Annotated in this window: 10 protein-coding genes and 1 pseudogene; 10 read left to right on the forward strand and 1 reads right to left on the reverse strand. The window is 72.3% G+C overall.

Going from position 1 to position 16,860, the window contains the following annotated elements; genetic code table 11:
- Positions 1–700 (reverse strand): condensation domain-containing protein (locus ABT154_RS26660; RefSeq protein ID WP_351859797.1); only part of this gene is annotated, 700 nt, incomplete at its 3' end.
- A gap of 271 nt (positions 701–971) precedes the next feature.
- On the opposite strand from ABT154_RS26660, the gene ABT154_RS26665 reads away from it, so the two are divergent.
- The 10 genes and pseudogenes from ABT154_RS26665 to ABT154_RS26710 all read left to right on the forward strand — a co-directional run.
- Positions 972–2,195, forward strand: a complete 1,224-nt coding sequence (locus tag ABT154_RS26665; protein ID WP_351859798.1) for a LeuA family protein — start codon at positions 972–974, stop codon at positions 2,193–2,195.
- On the forward strand, positions 2,192–3,652 hold the full coding sequence (leuC, locus tag ABT154_RS26670) for a 3-isopropylmalate dehydratase large subunit (protein ID WP_351859800.1): 1,461 nt from the start codon (positions 2,192–2,194) through the stop codon (positions 3,650–3,652). Before ABT154_RS26665 ends, leuC begins: the two co-directional genes overlap by 4 nt.
- Positions 3,649–4,287 carry a 3-isopropylmalate dehydratase small subunit gene (leuD, locus tag ABT154_RS26675; RefSeq protein ID WP_351859802.1) on the forward strand — a complete coding sequence of 213 codons (639 nt, stop codon included), beginning with the start codon at positions 3,649–3,651 and terminating at the stop codon, positions 4,285–4,287. Before leuC ends, leuD begins: the two co-directional genes overlap by 4 nt.
- A complete protein-coding gene (locus ABT154_RS26680; protein ID WP_351859804.1) occupies positions 4,284–5,501 on the forward strand; it encodes a pyridoxal phosphate-dependent aminotransferase in 1,218 nt (405 codons plus the stop codon). The genes leuD and ABT154_RS26680 overlap by 4 nt, the downstream gene beginning before the upstream one ends.
- 40 nt (positions 5,502–5,541) lie before the next feature.
- Positions 5,542–6,579, forward strand: a complete 1,038-nt coding sequence (locus ABT154_RS26685) for an isocitrate/isopropylmalate dehydrogenase family protein (protein ID WP_351859806.1) — start codon at positions 5,542–5,544, stop codon at positions 6,577–6,579.
- 73 nt (positions 6,580–6,652) lie between these two features.
- Positions 6,653–7,735 (forward strand): TauD/TfdA family dioxygenase, encoded by a 1,083-nt coding sequence (locus tag ABT154_RS26690; RefSeq protein WP_351859808.1) that lies wholly within the window; start codon positions 6,653–6,655, stop codon positions 7,733–7,735.
- A 60-nt stretch (positions 7,736–7,795) separates the two neighbouring features.
- The gene (locus ABT154_RS26695) at positions 7,796–9,631 is read left to right on the forward strand and encodes a non-ribosomal peptide synthetase (RefSeq protein ID WP_351859810.1); all 1,836 of its coding nucleotides are present in this window, start codon (positions 7,796–7,798) and stop codon (positions 9,629–9,631) included.
- 35 nt (positions 9,632–9,666) lie between these two features.
- The gene (locus ABT154_RS26700) at positions 9,667–10,461 is read left to right on the forward strand and encodes a thioesterase II family protein (RefSeq protein ID WP_317873902.1); all 795 of its coding nucleotides are present in this window, start codon (positions 9,667–9,669) and stop codon (positions 10,459–10,461) included.
- 18 nt (positions 10,462–10,479) lie between these two features.
- Positions 10,480–11,226, forward strand: a complete 747-nt coding sequence (locus ABT154_RS26705; protein ID WP_351859813.1) for an aspartyl/asparaginyl beta-hydroxylase domain-containing protein — start codon at positions 10,480–10,482, stop codon at positions 11,224–11,226.
- 102 nt (positions 11,227–11,328) lie between these two features.
- Positions 11,329–16,737: pseudogene (locus ABT154_RS26710) on the forward strand (amino acid adenylation domain-containing protein); the annotation flags it as partial.
- Positions 16,738–16,860: the final 123 nt, after the last annotated feature.

Here is a 16,860-nt window from a genome sequence, read left to right on the forward strand (position 1 = left end):
CTCCGGCGCCGGAGCGGATACGGGGACGGGGGCGGTCCGTGGGGAGTTCGAGGGTCTCCAGGCCGGCCAGCTGCGTCCGCCAGTAGTCCAGGTGCTTGCCGAGGGCGTCGCCCGACAGCTGCTTCTGCTGCCAGAGCGCGAAGTCCGCGTACTGGATGGGGAGTTCTTCGAGGGGTGAGTCCCCGGTGTAGAGGCGGCGCAGCTCCTCCACCAGGACGCCCATCGACCAGCCGTCGACGACGATGTGGTGCATCGCGAGGGCGAGGAGGTGGTCGTCCTCGCCGAGACGGACCGTCATCGCCCGCAGCAGTCGCCCCTCGGCCAGCTCGAACGGGCGGTGCCCGAAGGACTCGACGATCGCCCGGCCGGCCTCCTCCGGATCCGGGGCCCCGGCCAGGTCCAGCTGCTCGACGGCCACATGCCAGGGCTCCTCCACGATCTGCACCGGGTCGCCCTCGGGTCCGGTCGCGAACCGGGTCCGCAGCACCTCATGGCGTACGACCAGGGCATCGAGCGCCGTGCTCAGTGCCGCCGGATCCAGCGGACCCCGCACCCGGAACGCGGTGGGCACCACGTACTCCGCGCTCCCCGGATCCAGCTGGTCGAGGAACCACAGACGCTGCTGCGCGAAGGACAGCGGAACCTCCCGCACCCCCTCCGCGCGGCGGCCGATCCGAACCGCGGCACCCGCACGCCGCATTCGAGAAAGAAGGCGTGCCTCGGAAGAGAATTCGCCCATTAAAATCACTCCTTGATTCGCCACTCGATGCATAGGGAAATGCGCGCTTGTATCTCATTCTCCTAGGTGCCCCCATCGAGTCGCTATCGGTGCCCTATTTTGCGGAAAAGGCTTGACGTGCGGCGTTCCCGGCCGCGTAAAGTCACCGCCGTCGGCCACAAGCCCCCGCTACCACACAGCGAGATCTCCGGATCCTGTGTCTCATGGCGGCGTTCCCGAAAGAGGAAGAATCATGACTTCGAGCCCCAACTCCCCGGCACGTCGGCTCCGCGTATTCGACTCGACGCTCCGCGACGGAGAGCAGGCCCCCGGCAACGCGATGAACGCGGAGCAGAAGCTGGAGCTGGCCCTCGCCATCGAGGCCACCGGCGTCGACACCATCGAGGCCGGCTTCCCCAGCTCCTCCCCGAGCGACTTCCTGGCCACCAAGCTGATCGCCGAGGCGCTCACCACCGCCAAGGTCGCCACCCTCAACCGTGCGGTCCGCGAGGACATCGAGCTGGCGGCCGAGGCCGGCGGCATCGACCACCAGGTCCAGATCATGGCCACCGGCAGCGATGTCCACCTGGAGCACAAGCGTGGCCTGACCAGGGCCGAAGGCCTGCACGAGATCATCGACAGCATCCGCTTCGCCCGTGAGCTCGGCTTCACCGACATCACGCTCGGCATCGAGGACGCCAGCCGCGGCACCGACGACATGCTGCGCCCGCTGATCGAGGCGGGTGTCGCGGAGGGCGCGAGGACCGTCGCGCTCGCCGACACCACCGGCTGCATGATCCCGTCGGAATACGGCGCCCAGGTGGCCCGGGTCCGCTCCTGGATCCCCGACGACGTCATCCTTTCCACGCACTGCCACCAGGACCTCGGGCTTTCCCTCGCCAATGCCCTCGCCGGAATCGAGGCGGGCGCGGACGAGGTGCAGTCGACCCTCGCCGGAATCGGTGAGCGCGCCGGAAACACCCCCCTCGAAGAACTGGCCGCCGTCCTTCTCTACAAGGGCGAGCTGCTGGGTGTGACCAGCCGACTCGAGACCGAGAAGCTGTACGACGCCTATCTGATCCTCAGCCGGATCATCGGAATGTCGACGCCGCGCAACAAGGCCCTCTTCGGCGACAACGCATTCGCCACGCAGGCCGGAATCCACCAGGCGGGAATGCTGCGCAACCCGGTGACGTACGAATACGTCGAGCCGCACCTCTTCGGCCGCGACCGCGGAATTCTCATCGGCCGGCACTCCGGACGCAGCGTCATCCGCAACCTCTTCGACCAGATGGGTCTGGGCGTCGAGCGCGACCTGCTCGACGAGATCTACGACACCTACATCGCCAACCGCGCGGACGGCACCTGCATCGAGCTGGGCGACCTGCGCGAGATCATCACCGACCGTCTGCTGCGCGCCTCGGCGCCGGCGACCGCCGCCGCCACGACCGTCGAGATGGCGGTGGCCGGCCGATGAGCACCGTCACGCAGCCGGAACGCGCCGAAGGCGCCGAGCGCAACCTGATCGAGAAGGTGTGGGAGAACCACGTCGTCGACCGGGCGCAGGGCGAACCCGACCTCCTCTACATCGACCTGCACCTGCTCCACGAGGCCAGCTCGCCGCAGGCCTTCGACGGCCTCCAGCTCACCGGACGCCGGGTCCGCAGACCCGACCTGGCGCTCGCCCTGGAAGACCACAACGTGCCCACCAACACGCTGTTCGTGAAGGACGCGATGGGCAGCGCACAGCTGGAGCGGCTCCGCGAGAACTGCGAGGAGCAGGGCATCGAGCTGTTCTCGCTGGGCGACGACCGGCAGGGCATCGTGCACGTCGTGGCACCGGAGCTGGGCTTCGTCCGCCCCGGCATGACCGTGGTGTGCGGCGACAGCCACACCTCCACGCACGGCGCCTTCGGCGCCCTCGCCTTCGGTGTCGGCACCAGCGACGTCGAGCACGTCCTCGCCACCCAGACGCTGGCCCTCCAGCGGCCCAGGACCATGTCGGTCGAGTTCGTCGGCGAGCCGCCGGCGGACGTGACGCCGAAGGACCTGATCCTCGCGCTGATCGCCCACATCGGGGCCAACGGGGCCAACGGCTACGCCATCGAGTACCGCGGCAAGGCCGTCGAGAACCTCTCCATGGAGGGGCGGATGACGGTCTGCAACATGAGCATCGAGGCCGGTGCCCGCGCCGGGCTCATCGCCCCGGACCACAAGACGGTCGACTACCTGCGCGAGCGCTGGGACCCGGCCGCGGACGCCGAGTGGGAGGAGGCCTGCGCCTACTGGCAGTCCCTGCGGACCGACGAGGGTGCCGCCTTCGACCGGGTCGTGGAGCTCGACGTCACCGGGCTGAAGCCCTTCGTCACCTGGGGCACCAACCCCGGCCAGGCCGTACCGCTGGACGCCGAGGTCCCCGCCCCCGAGTCCTTCGGCAGCGACGCCGAGCGGGCGGCGGCGCGCCGGGCCCTGGAGTACATGGGCCTCGAAGCGCACGTGCCGATGCGGGACATCGACATCAACACGGTCTTCCTCGGCTCCTGCACCAACGGCCGCATCGAGGACCTGCGGGCCGCGGCCGACGTGCTGCGCGGCCGCAAGGTCGCCCCGTCGATCACGATGCTCGTCGTCCCCGGCTCGATGGCCGTCCGCGCCCAGGCCGAGGAGGAGGGCCTGCACCAGGTCTTCCTGGACGCCGGCGCGCAGTGGCGGCTCTCCGGCTGCTCGATGTGCATGGGCATCAACGCCGACCGTCTCCAGGGCATCCAGCGCGTCGCCTCCACCTCGAACCGCAACTACGAGGGCCGGCAGGGCACCCACGCCCGCACCCACCTGGTCTCGCCCGTGGTGGCCGCCGCCACCGCCGTCGTCGGGCGACTGGCCACCCCGAGCGAGCTGACCGACCCGAAGAACGAGCAGGAGGACCAGGCATGAGAGAGCCGATGAAGGCGCACACCGGCCAGGCCGTGGCGCTGAGCAGGGACGACGTCGACACCGACCAGATCATCCCCGCCGAGTTCTGCAAGCGGCTCACCAAGTCCGGTTACGCCGACACCCTGTTCGGCCACTGGCGCAAGGAGCCCGGCTTCGTCCTGAACCGGCCGGAGCACCAGGGCGCCAGCGTCCTGGTCGCGGGACACAACTTCGGTACGGGCAGCTCGCGCGAGCACGCCGTGTGGGCGCTGCGCGACTGGGGCTTCCGCGCGGTCATCGCCACCAGCTTCGGTGACATCTTCCTGCGCAACGCCCTGAAGAACGGCCTCCTCGCGGTGGCCCTTCCGGTGGACGTCGTCGCCGAGCTGGCCGAACTGGCGCTCAACGACCCGGAGTTCCGGATCTCGGTCGACCTCCAGGAGCTGACCGTCACCGCCGACGGCCGGACCTGGGAGTTCGAGGCGGACCACCGTGCGCGCTGGCTCCTCCTCAACGGCCTCGACGACATCGACGTGACCCTCCGCAAGGCCGACGTGATCGCCGCCTACGAGGAGCGCCGGCCGGCCTGGATGACCAGCATCACCCGCGGCACCTTCTCCTCCCCGGACGCGGCGAAGCTCCGGCGGGCCTCGTGACGACGGAGACCGCCACGACGGAGACCGCCACAGCGGTGCCCGCGACCGCGACGGGCGGCCGGGCGGCCGTCTCCGAGCGGGCCGGGCGCATCCCCAAGGGCAACCTCGCCGAGCTGTTCCTGCTGGCCCGCGAGCGCGGCGCCATCGACCTGGCCGTGGGCACGCCCGGCGCGCCGGAGACCCCGAAGCCCCTCGTCGAGGAGGCCGTACGGGCCCTGCGCGGCGGCGTCAACCAGTACGAACTGCCCCACGGCGGCGCGGACATCCGCCGCCGGATCGCGGAGTCCTTCACCACCCCCGCCGACCCGGACACCGAGCTGACCGTCACGGTCGGCGGCACCGAGGCGCTGTGCGTGGCGCTGTTCTCGCTGGTCGACCCGGGCGACGAGGTCGTCCTCCTGGACCCGTACTACGAGAACTTCCTCGGCGCCGTCGAACTGGCGGGCGCCCGGCCGAAGTTCGTCCGCCTCCAGGAGCCGGAGGGGCCGGCGAGCCCCGACTGGCGGCTCGACCCGGACGAGCTGGCCGCCGCCTTCGGGCCCGCCACCCGGGCGATCATCCTGAACACCCCGGCCAACCCGACGGGCCAGACCCTGTCGGCGGAGGACCTGGAGCGGATCGCCGCGCTGTGCGAGCGGTGGGACGTGACGGTCATCTCCGACGAGGTGTACGCCAACCTCGTCTTCGACGACCGCCCGCACCTCTCGGTCGCCGACGTGCCCTCCCTGCGCGACCGCTGCGTGGTCGTCGGCTCGCTCTCCAAGAGCCACGCCATCAGCGGCTGGCGGCTCGGGTTCCTGCGGGCCCGGCCGGAGCTCACCCGGGTCTTCCGGCGGGTCCACGAGATCACCACCAACGGCGCCGGCGCCCCGCTCCAGCTGGCCGCGGGCCTCACCGACCTCTTCGACGCGGCCTCCCTCACGGCCGCGAAGGAGCTGTCCCAGGCCCGCGACGAGACGGCGGACATCCTCGCCCGGATGGGACTCACCTTCCGGCTGCCGGAGGGCGGCTGCTTCGTGCTCGCCGACATCCGCGGCGCCACCGACGAGGACTGCCGGACCTTCGTCCGCCGCGTCCTGGAGGAGTCCTCCGTCCTCCTCGCCCCCGGCACGCCGTTCTTCGCCGACGAGGAGCGCGGCCGGAACTACGTCCGGGTGGCCTTCAACCGCTCCCCGCAGATCCTCGCGGCGGCCCGCGCCCGCCTCCTCCCCTGAACGACCACCCTCCAACAGCCAAGAAACGGTGAGACCCCTCATGACCAGGACAGTGACCGTCATCCCCGGCGACGGCATCGGCCCCGAGGTGACCAGGGAGGCCCTGGAGACCATCGACGCCCTCGGTCTCGACCTCCGCTTCGACGTCCTCGACCACGTCAACGCCGACACCTACCTCCGTACCGGCGTCTCCCTCTCCGACGAGGACTTCGAGCGCGTCAAGGCCAGCGACGCCGTGCTCTTCGGCGCCATCGGCGACCCTCGCGTCAAGACCTCCGACTACGGCCGCGGCGTCCTCCTCCGCCTCCGCTTCGACCTCGACCTCTTCGTCAACCACCGCCCGGCCGCGCTGCTCGACGAGCGCCTCAGCCCGCTGCGCGACGAGCGGACCCGCAAGCTCGACTGCGTCATCGTCCGCGAGAACACCGAGGGCCTCTACACGGACATCGGCGGCGTCCTGCGGGCCGGCACCGAGCACGAGATGGCCGTCGACGCCGACGTCAGCACCCACATGGGCGTCTCGCGGATCATGGAGTACGCGTACTCCATCGCCAAGCGCGGGGTCTGCATGGTCGACAAGTCGAACGCCGTCCGGCACGGCGGGCAGGTCTGGCAGCGGGCCTTCCAGGAGGCCGCGGCCAAGCGCCCCGACATCACGTCCACCCACCTGTACGTCGACGCGGCGGCGATGAAGTTCATCTCCGACCCCTCCCAGTTCGACGTCATCGTCACCAACAACTCGTACGGCGACATCCTCAGCGACCTCGCGGCGATGCTCGCCGGCGGCCTGGGCAACGCGGCCTCCGCCAACATCAACCCGGTCACCGGCTTCGGCCTCTACGAGCCCGTGCACGGCAGCGCCCCCGACATCGCGGGCCAGGGCATCGGCAACCCCTTCGGCGCCATTCTCAGCTCCGCCCTGATGCTCGAACACCTCGGCTGGGCCACCGAGGCCGACGCCCTCCGCCGGGCCGTCGGCGTGGCGATCAGCGAGGGCCGGTGCACCCCCGACCTGGGCGGAGTCCTCGGCACCAAGGAGGCCGGCGAGGCCGTCAGGAACGCCCTCGCCGCCGCGTGACGGCGCCTCCCGGCCCGCCGCGCGCCCCCGCCCCGTCGTCCACTGATCCACGCACCCACGAAAGGAAGCCCCGGTGACCACCACGACCGTGCGAACCGCCGTACGCACCCACGCCGTTCGCGCCGCCGCCCCGACCGTCCCGACCTCCGCGACCACCGCCGTCCTCGACTGGCGGACCGCCCCCGGCAAGCCCGCCACCGCCGAGGCCCCCGCCTTCGCCGGCATCGACGAGGCCTGCGCCTGGCTCCAGGAGCGGCTGCCCGAGCTGACCGCGGCCCTCCACGTGCACGGCGCCCTGTACCTGCGCGGCCTGCCGGTGCGTACGGTCGAGGACTTCGCCCGCGTCCGTGACGTGCTCGTCCCCGAGCGCACCCCGTACCGCGAGAAGGCCACCCCGCGCAGCAGCTTCGGCGACGACGTCTTCTCCTCCACGGACCTGCCGCCCTCGCAGTCCATCCGCATGCACAACGAGAACAGCTACACGCTGACCTTCCCCCGGGCCCTCCTCTTCGGCTGCCTGACCGCCCCCGCCGAGCAGGGCGCGACCCCGGTCGCCGACGTCCGCAAGGTGCTCGCGAACGTCCCGCCGGCGCTCGCCGAGAAGATGCGCGAGCACGGCTGGCTGCTCCAGCGCAGCTACTCGGACTACATCTCCACCGACTGGAAGACCGCCTTCGCCACCGAGGACCCGGCGGACGTCGAGCGCTACTGCGCCGAGAACCGCATCGCCCTCGACTGGCAGGAGGACGGCAACCTGCGCACCAGCCAGGTGCGCCCCGGCACCATCCGGCACCCGGACACGGGCGAGGAGGTCTGGTTCAACCACCTGGTCTTCTGGAACGAATGGGCGCTCGACGAGGAGCTGCGCGAGACCCTGGTCGACGAGTTCGGCCGCGAGGGCCTGCCGTTCAACACCGCCTTCGGCGACGGCACCCCGCTCAGCCGCGAGGACCTGGACGCGCTCCAGGAGGCGTACGACAAGGCGACCGTCCGCGAGCGGTGGCAGGTCGGCGACGTGATGCTCGTCGACAACATCCTCACCTCCCACGGCCGCGACCCCTTCCGCGGCGACCGGAAGATCGTCGTCGCCATGGGCAACCCGGCCGACGTCGAGGACTGCCGGCCGTCGGTGCGCCCGGCAGCGCGCTTCGCCTGAGCCGCGCCGACCCCACCCGCACCACCCCACCCGACCCTCCCGTACCAAGGAGCGTGTTCCATGGCCGTCCTCCACGAGGAGCCCATCGACGCGCCGGCCCGCTTCCTGCGGGTCGCGCGCAGCCACCCCGACCGCCTCGCCGTCCACGGCTCCGACGCCACCCTGACCTTCGCCGCGCTGGAGGAGCGCACCCGCCTCCTCGCCGGTGAGCTGATCGCCCGCGGTGTCGCCCCGGGCGACCGCGTCGGCGTCCACCTGCGGCGCGGCGCCGGACTCGTCGTCGCCCTGCTCGCCACCTGGCGCGCCGGAGCCGCGTACGTCCCGCTCGACCAGGCCTATCCGCACGACCGCCTCAGCTACATGGCCGAGGAGTCCGGCATCCGGGTCCTCGTCGCCGACGCGGGCGCCGACACCGGGTTCGCCCCGGCGGGCGTCGAGCTGGTCGACCCGGCGGCGCTGCCCGAGCGCTCGCCCGCCCCCGTACCCTTCGACGACCTGCCGGCCGCCGACGCTCCCGCGTACGTCATCTTCACCTCCGGTTCCACCGGCCGCCCCAAGGGCGTGGAGGCCACCCGGGCCGGTGTGGCCTCGCTGGTCGCGGCGCTGGAGGAGTTCGGGGCGTACGCCCCCGAGCCGCGTACCGTCGCCTGGAACGCCGGCGTCTCCTTCGACGCCTCCGTCCAGCAGTGGGTCCGGGTCTGCCGGGGCGACAGCGTCGTCGTCCTGGACGACGAGGTGCGCAAGGACCCGGAGCGCCTGGAGGAGCTGTTCGACCGGCTCGCCGTGACCGACCTCGACCTCACGCCCTCGCACTGGGAGATGCTCCGCGCCACCCTGCTGCGGCCCCGCGCCGACGGCCGGGTCCCGCGCCTCTTCATGGGCGGCGAGCCGGTCCCCGAGCGGACCTGGCGCGAGCTGTCCGAGGCCACCGCGAACGGCGTCCTCGACGCGCTCAACCTGTACGGGCCGACCGAGTGCACCGTCGACGCGACCGCCGCCTGGATCACCGGCGAGGGCCCGCACATCGGCGACGCCCTGCCCGGCAACCGGCTCCACGTCCTGGACGCGACGGGACGCCAGGTCCCGGACGGCGAGCCCGGTGAACTGTGCATCGCGGGACCGCGACTGGCCCTCGGCTATGTGAACCAGCCGGAGCTGACCGCCGAGCGCTTCCCCCTCGACCCGTTCGGCACGCCCGGCAGCCGAATGTACCGGACCGGCGACGTGGTCCGGCGGGCGCCGCACGGCCTGGAGTTCGTCGGCCGCGCCGACCGGCAGGTCAAGTTCCGGGGATACCGCATGGAGCTGGGGGAGATCGAGCACGTCCTCGCCTCCCACCCGGAGGTCGCCACGGCCGTGGTCCAGATCCGCCCGGCGGCCGACGCCACGGACGGCGCCGGGTCCACCGACGCTTCCGGCGACCGCCTCGTCGCCTACCTCGTCCCCGCCGCCGGTACGGAGACCCCCGCCGGTACAGAGCCGGGCGCGGCGCTGCTGCGCAAGCACGCGGCGCAGGCGCTCCCGGAGTTCATGCTCCCCTCCGACTACGTGTTCCTCGACGCGCTGCCGCTGACCCCCAACGGCAAGCTCGACACCGCCGCCCTGCCCGCCCCCGAGGCGGCCGGCGCCCCGGCCCCGGCCGCGGGCGGCGCACCGGCCACCGAGACCGAGCGGCTGATCGCGGGCGTCTGGTCCGAGGTCCTCGGCCGGGCGTCGATCGGTGTCGACGACGACTTCTTCGCCCTCGGCGGCCACTCCCTGATGGCGCTCCGCGTCGTCGGACGCCTGAAGAAGAGCCTCGGCCGGCCGGTCCCCGTCAAGGACGTCTACAAGCACCCCCGGCTGCGCGACCTCGCCGACCACGTCGACGCCCTGCGCGCCACGACCGCGGCCTGACACCCCCCACTTCGACGACGTAAGGAAGACAGACCGTGCAGGACACCATTGTGGTTCGCCCCCGGCAGGACCCGGACGCGCGCCTGAGGCTCATCTGCCTGGGCTTCTGCGGCGGCGGCGCCGGCTCGTACATGCCCTGGGCGGACGTGCTGCCCGAGGGCGTCGAACTGGCCGCGATCTGCTACCCCGGCCGTGAGGGCCGGTTCGCCGAGGACTGCCCCGACAACTGGGACGAGCTGGCCGAGGACGCCGTCGCGGCCGTGCTCTCCGCCGCCGACCGGGACTACGTCCTCTTCGGCCACAGCATGGGCGGCTGGATGGCCTTCGACGTCGCCGCCCGCATCGAGGAGCGCGGCGGCCCGCTCCCCAAGGCCCTGGTCGTCTCCTCCGCGAACGCCCCGAGCCGGGGTCTCACCGTCCAGGACATGTTCCCCGCGCAGCGGGACACCGACGAGCAGATCATGCACTGGATGGAGACGTTCGGGCTGCTGCCGCAGCACGTCCTGGACGACCCGGACCTGCGCGAGATGGCGCTCGACCTGATGCGCGCGGACGTGCGCATCCGCGACACCTTCTACTACCGCGACGGCGCCCAGGTCTCCGTGCCGGTCCAGGTGATCAACGGGGACGCCGACGAGGTCATCGACCCGCGCGCCGCCGAGCAGTGGCGCGACCTCGCCGCCGGCGAGTACCGCCATGACGTGCTGCCGGGCGGTCACTTCTACACCCCCGAGACCTGGGGCTCGCTGCCCACCCGTATCCCCGCCCTGTACGAGACCGCCCCCGCGGCCACCGCCCCGGCGACGGCCGCCCCGGCCCTCGCGGCCTGACGGAAGAGAGAGCGAGCCATGACCCCCGAGATCGACGCGATCTTCCAGGACGTGAAGGACCGGCACGGAGCCGACTCGATCGTCCGTGTCGAGGACATGCTGTACCGCAAGCAGCAGGAGCGGCACCCGCTCCAGAAGAACGCCAAGTGGATCATGCCGGGGATCTCCCAGACCCCCTGGCACGACCCCTACGGGCACCCCGAGATCGCCCCGGTCGTCCGCGCCTTCGAGGCCGGGCACGCCGCGATCAGACGGGAGCTGGACGAGGCCTGGGCCGAGCGGAAGAGCGCCTTCTCCGACTACGAGCACTACCTCACCCGGCAGGAGAACTGGCAGGCCCTGTACCTGTTCAGGGACGGCGCGCCGGTCGAGTCCTCGGCCCCGCTCGTGCCCACCGCGTACGAGGTGCTGACCCGCGAGGTCCTGGAGCAGGGCAAGCTCTGCACCCTCCTGGAGAGCCACTTCTCCACCCTGCTGCCCGGCGCCTCGATCGCGCCGCACTGCGACCTCTGGAACTTCAGCATCAACCTGCACCTCGCGGTGGACATCCCGGAGGGGTGCGGGATCACCGTGGCCGGCGAGACCCGGCAGTGGAAGGAGGGCGAGTGCCTGCTCTTCGACTACTCCTTCGAGCACGAGGCGTGGAACGACGGAGTCCGCCCGCGCACCTGCCTCCTCGTGGACCTGTGGCACCCGGAGACGACCGTCCCGGAGCGCGAGGCGCTGGTCGGCCTCATCACCGAGATTCGCAAGCTCATGGCCTAGGGCTGCCCTTCCTGCGGAGCAGTCCGGCAGTAATCCGCTTGTCCCCTACGGAATTTCTTTCGATCGACGTCTGAGGAGTGAATGGTGAACGTGTCCGTGCAGGAAGAGATTCTGTGTGGGTTGTTCGGCGAGGTGCTGGGCGTGGAGCGGGTGGGGGTGGACGACAACTTCTTCGCCCTCGGCGGTCAGTCCCTCCTCGCGACGCGTCTGGTGAGCCGGGTGCGTGCGGTGCTCGGTTACGAGGTGGGGGTGCGCGATCTGTTCCGCGCCCCGTCGGCACGGGAGTTCGCGAGGCGTCTCGCGTCGGTGGCGGCGGGCGGTGAGCGTCCGGTGCTGGCTCCGGTGGAGCGCGCGGCGGACGTCCCGGTGTCGTTCGCGCAGCGCCGGCTGTGGTTCCTGGGCGAGATGGAGGGGCCGAGTTCGACGTACAACGTGCCGTGGCTGATCCGGCTCTCGGGCCGGGTGGACGTGGACGCGCTCGACGCGGCCGTGAACGACGTGGTCGGGCGACACGAGGCGCTGCGGACGGTGTTCCCCTCGGTGGGCGGCGAGCCCCTGCAGTCGGTCCGGCCGGCGGGGGACGTGCGGGTGCCCGTGGAGCGGGTGGACGTCTCCGCCGAAGGTGTGGACGACGCGGTGGCCGCCGCGTCGGAGCGGGTGTTCGATCTGTCGTCCGAGATTCCGGTGCGCGCGTGGGTGTTCCGGATTTCGGAGGACGAGCACGTCCTGCTCCTGCTGCTGCACCACATCGCGAGCGACGGGTGGTCGGTCGGCCCGCTGGGCCGGGACCTGAGCGTGGCGTACGGGGCGCGGCTCGCCGGGTTCGCCCCGGCGTGGGAGCCGCTGCCGGTGCAGTACGCCGACTACGCGGTCTGGCAGCGGGGGCTGCTCGGTGACGTCCAGGACCCGGAGAGCCTGGAGGCGCGCCAGCTCGCTTACTGGCGCGGCCAGTTGAGCGAGCTGCCCGAGGTCCTCGGCCTTCCGTCGGACCGGTCGCGCCCGCAGGTGGCCTCGTACCGGGGCGGCATCCACCGCCTCGGCGTCCCGGCCGCCCTGCACGGCCGGCTCTCCGAGCTGGCCCGGGGCAACCAGTCGACCCTGTTCATGGTGATGCAGGCGGCGATGGCCGCCCTGCTGACCCGGCTGGGGGCGGGCACCGACATCCCGATCGGCGCGCCGCTGGCGGGCCGTACGGAGGACGGGCTCGACGACCTCGTCGGCTTCTTCGTGAACACGGTCGTGCTCCGCACGGACACCTCCGAGGACCCCTCGTTCCGTGAGCTGCTGGAGCGGGTCCGGTCCACCGACCTGGAGGCGTACGGCCACCAGGACATCCCCTTCGAGCGCCTGGTCGAGGAGCTGAACCCGACCCGCTCGACCGCCCACCACCCGCTCTTCCAGGTCATGCTGGCCTTCCAGCACAGCTACGAGGGCCGGATCGAGATCCCCGGCGCCGAGGTCACCTGGACGGACGTGCCCAGCGGCACCGCCAAGTTCGACCTCGCCGTCTCCGTGGCCGAGCGCCACACGGCGGACGGCGGCCCGGCGGGGCTGACCCTGGAGTGGAACTACGCGAAGGACCTGTTCGACGAGGAGACCGTCGCCGCGTTCGGCGCCCGGCTGGTCCGACTCCTGGAAGCCGTCACCGCCGACCCCGACCGGCGCATCGGCGCCCTGTCCGACGCGCCCGCCGTCACCGCCGCCGGCACCGGCACGACCGTGATCGACACCGCCGCGATCGAGGAGGCCCTGCGCACCCACGAGCAGGTCGCCTCCGCCGTCGCACTGGTCAGGGACGAGTCCCCGAGCGGTGAGCGGTCCGGGGGAGCGGCGGGGCGGATCGTCGCCTATGTCGTGCCCGCCGCCGGTGCCGCCTTCGACGAGACCGCCGTACGGGAGCACCTGGCGGCCGTCCTGCCCGCCGCCCTGATCCCCGGCGCCTTCGTCGTCCGCGACGGCGGCCCCGCCCCGGCCCCCGCGACGGCCGCCCCGGCCGCCGCCCCGGTCCGGGCCTCCCTGACCGCCCAGGAGGAGATCCTCTGCGGGATCTTCGGCGAGATCCTGAAGGTGGAGCGGGTCGAGCCCGACGACAACTTCTTCGCCCTCGGCGGCCACTCCCTCCTCGCGACCCGCCTGGTGAGCCGGGTGCGTGCGGTGCTCGGCTACGAGGTCGGGGTGCGGGACCTGTTCCGTGCCCCCTCGGCACGGGAGTTCGCGAGGCGCCTGGCCTCGTCGGCGGCGGGTGGTGAGCGTCCGGTGCTGGCTCCGGTGGAGCGCGCGGCGGACGTCCCGGTGTCGTTCGCGCAGCGCCGGCTGTGGTTCCTGGGGCAGCTGGAGGGGCCGAGCTCCACGTACAACGTGCCCTGGCTGATCCGGCTCGCCGGCCGCCTGGACGTGGACGCCCTCGGCGCGGCCGTGAACGACGTGGTCGGACGGCACGAGGCGCTGCGGACGGTCTTCCCCTCGGTGGGCGGCGAGCCCCTCCAGTCGATCCGGCCGGCTGAAGAGGCCCAGGTCGCCCTGGAGCGGGTCGACGTGCCGGCCGACGGCGTCGACGAGGCCGTCTCCGCCGCCTCGCGCACCCCCTTCGACCTGTCGACCGAGATCCCCGTGCGCGCCTGGGTGTTCCGGGTGTCGGACGAGGAGCACTACCTGCTGCTGCTCCTGCACCACATCGCCAGCGACGGCTGGTCCGTCGGCCCGCTCGGCCGGGACCTGAGCACCGCCTACGGCGCGCGGCTCGCGGGCGGCGCGCCCGGCTGGCAGCCGCCGGCCGTGCAGTACGCCGACTACGCGGTCTGGCAGCGCGAGCTGCTCGGTGCCACCGACGACCCGGAGAGCCTGGACGCACGCCAGCTCGCGTACTGGCGCGGCCAGCTGGCCGACCTCCCGCAGGAACTCGCCCTGCCCGTCGACCGCACCCGCCCGCAGGTGGCCTCGCCCCGGGGCGGCATCCACCGCTTCGGCGTCCCCGCCGCCCTGCACGGCCGGCTCTCCGAGCTGGCCAGGGACAACCAGTCCACCCTGTTCATGGTCGTGCAGGCCGCCGTCGCCGCCCTGCTGACCCGGCTGGGGGCGGGCACCGACATCCCGATCGGCGCGCCGCTGGCGGGCCGTACGGAGGACGGGCTCGACGACCTCGTCGGCTTCTTCGTGAACACGGTCGTGCTGCGCACCGACACCTCCGAGGACCCCACCTTCCGCGAACTGCTGGAGCGGGTCCGCTCCACCGACCTGGAGGCGTACGGCCACCAGGACATCCCCTTCGACCGCCTGGTCGAGGAGCTGAACCCGACCCGCTCGACCGCCCACCACCCGCTCTTCCAGGTCATGCTGGCCTTCCTCCAGGCGACCGACGGCGAGCAGCTGGCGATGCCCGGACTCTCGACGAGCTGGCACGACGTGGTCACCCACACCGCCAAGTTCGACCTGGACTTCGGCATGACCGAGCGGCACACCGCCGACCGGGAGCCGGCCGGTATCGACGCCCACATCGAGTACCTCTCCGACCTCTTCGACCACGACACGGTCGTCACGATCGGCGACCGGCTCGTCCGTCTCCTCGAAGCGGTCGCCGCCGACCCCGACCGCCGTATCGGCGCCCTCGACGTCCTCGGCGACGAGGAGCGCGCGGCCCTGCTCCGCACCGGCGGCGACACCCGCGTCGACCACGCGGACGAGCAGCCCGTCCACCGGCTGTTCGCGGCCCGCGCCGCCGAGACCCCGGACGCCGTCGCCGTCGTCTGCGGGGACGTCCGGCTCACCTACCGGGAGCTCGACGTGCGCGCCGGCCAGGTCGCCCGCCATCTGATGGCACGGGGCGCGGGACCCGAGGTCCCGGTCGCGATCTGCCTGGAGCGCGGGCCCGACATGATCGTGGCGATGCTCGGCATCCTCAAGGCGGGCGCGGGATACGTCCCGCTCGACCCGGCCAACCCCGTCCAGCGCCTGCAGTTCATGCTCGACGAGACCCGGACGCCGCTGGTCGTCACCCAGGAGTCCGTCGCGGGCCGACTGCCGGTGGCGCCCGGCCGGCAGCTGCTCCTGATGGACCGCGACCGCCCGCTGCTCGACGCCCTCGACGGCACCGATCCGGTGGTCCCGGTCGCCCCCTCCTCGCTGGCGTACGTCATCTACACCTCCGGCTCCACGGGCACCCCCAAGGGGGTCATGATCGAGCACCGCTCGATGAGCAACCGGCTCCAGGAGATGCGGCAGCGCTACGGGCTCGGGCCGGCCGACCGGACCCTGCAGTTCGCGTCGATCAGCTTCGACGCGGCGGCCGAGCAGATCTTCCCGACGCTGATGGCGGGCGGACGGATCGTGCTCCGCGACGGCGAGACCTGGACGCCCGCGCAGAGCCTCCGGGTGATCCGCGAACAGGGCGTCACCGTCGCCGAGTTCACTCCGGCGATGTGGCAGCAGGTCGTGGCCCGCCTGGAGGCGGGCGACACCCACGGCGACTCCTTCCGGCTCCTCGTCCTCGGCGGCGAGGCGGTCCCGGTGAACCTGGTCGCGCAGTGGTTCCGCGCCACGGCGGTGCCGATCTGCAACACGTACGGCCCGACGGAGACGACCATCTCCGCGACGGCGTACACGCTGACCGGCCCCGTCGACCGGGTGCCGATCGGCCGGCCCATCGGCAACACCGAGGCGTACGTGATGGACCCCGGCGGCGGCCTCGCGCCGGCCGGTGTCCCCGGCGAGCTGTGGATCGGCGGTGTCGGTGTCGCCCGCGGCTACTGGGAGCGGCCCGAGCTGACGGCGGGGGTCTTCGTCCCGCACCCCTTCTCGGCGGATCCGGAGGCCCGGCTCTACCGGACGGGCGACCTGGTGCGCTGGCTGCCCGACGGCAACCTCGAGTTCCTCGGCCGCATCGACCACCAGGTCAAGCTGCGCGGTCTGCGGATCGAGCTGGGCGAGATCGAGGCGGCGCTCGTCGCTCAGGAGGAGATCGCCTCGGCGGTCGTCCTGGTCCGTGAGGACGAGCCGGGCGACACCCGGCTGGTGGCCTACACCGTGCCCGCGCAGGGGCGGACCGTGGACGTGCCCGCCGTACGGCTGCGCTGCAAGGACGCCCTGCCGGAGTACATGATCCCGGGTGCGTTCGTGGTCGTGGAGGCGCTGCCGCTCACCACCAGCGGGAAGATCGACCGGCAGGCGCTGCCCGCGCCGGCGGCCGAGCGCGAGCACCTGGCGAGCGACTACAGCGCGCCGCGCAACGAGATCGAGGCGGCGCTCGCGGAGGTCTGGAAGGACGTGCTCGGCGTCGACCACGTGGGCATCCACGACAGCTTCTTCGAGCTGGGCGGGCACTCGCTCCTGGCGACCCGGGTGGTCAACAAGGTCGATCTGCTCACCGGTCTGGAGATCTCCCTCAAGGAGTTCTTCGCGGCTCCGACGGTGGCTTCGCTGGCCGCCCGGCTGCTGGAACTGATCGCCCTGGAGGACGAGGAAGAAGGGGCGGCAGAGGTGGGTGAGGTGTTCGAGGACGCCGGGGTCGCGGGCTGAGGCTCGTACGGCCGAACGGCCTTGGCCGTGCTCACCGGATGCCCCGGGATTCCGGGAGCGGTGAACACGGCCAGGGCCGATCGGACGGGCTGAGCGTCAGGCGCGGGAACGGGCGCTGGGAGA

It is taken from the genome of Streptomyces sp. NPDC001728, assembly GCF_040297565.1.
Taxonomy (GTDB): domain Bacteria; phylum Actinomycetota; class Actinomycetes; order Streptomycetales; family Streptomycetaceae; genus Streptomyces.

Excerpts from the sequence above, each read along its gene's own strand:
- ABT154_RS26665 (WP_351859798.1), top strand. The coding sequence starts at position 972 with ATGACTTCGAGCCCCAACTCCCCGGCACGTCGGCTCCGCGTATTCGAC.
- leuC (WP_351859800.1), top strand. The coding sequence starts at position 2,192 with ATGAGCACCGTCACGCAGCCGGAACGCGCCGAAGGCGCCGAGCGCAAC.
- leuD (WP_351859802.1), top strand. The coding sequence starts at position 3,649 with ATGAGAGAGCCGATGAAGGCGCACACCGGCCAGGCCGTGGCGCTGAGC.
- ABT154_RS26685 (WP_351859806.1), top strand. The coding sequence starts at position 5,542 with ATGACCAGGACAGTGACCGTCATCCCCGGCGACGGCATCGGCCCCGAG.
- ABT154_RS26695 (WP_351859810.1), top strand. The coding sequence starts at position 7,796 with ATGGCCGTCCTCCACGAGGAGCCCATCGACGCGCCGGCCCGCTTCCTG.
- ABT154_RS26705 (WP_351859813.1), top strand. The coding sequence starts at position 10,480 with ATGACCCCCGAGATCGACGCGATCTTCCAGGACGTGAAGGACCGGCAC.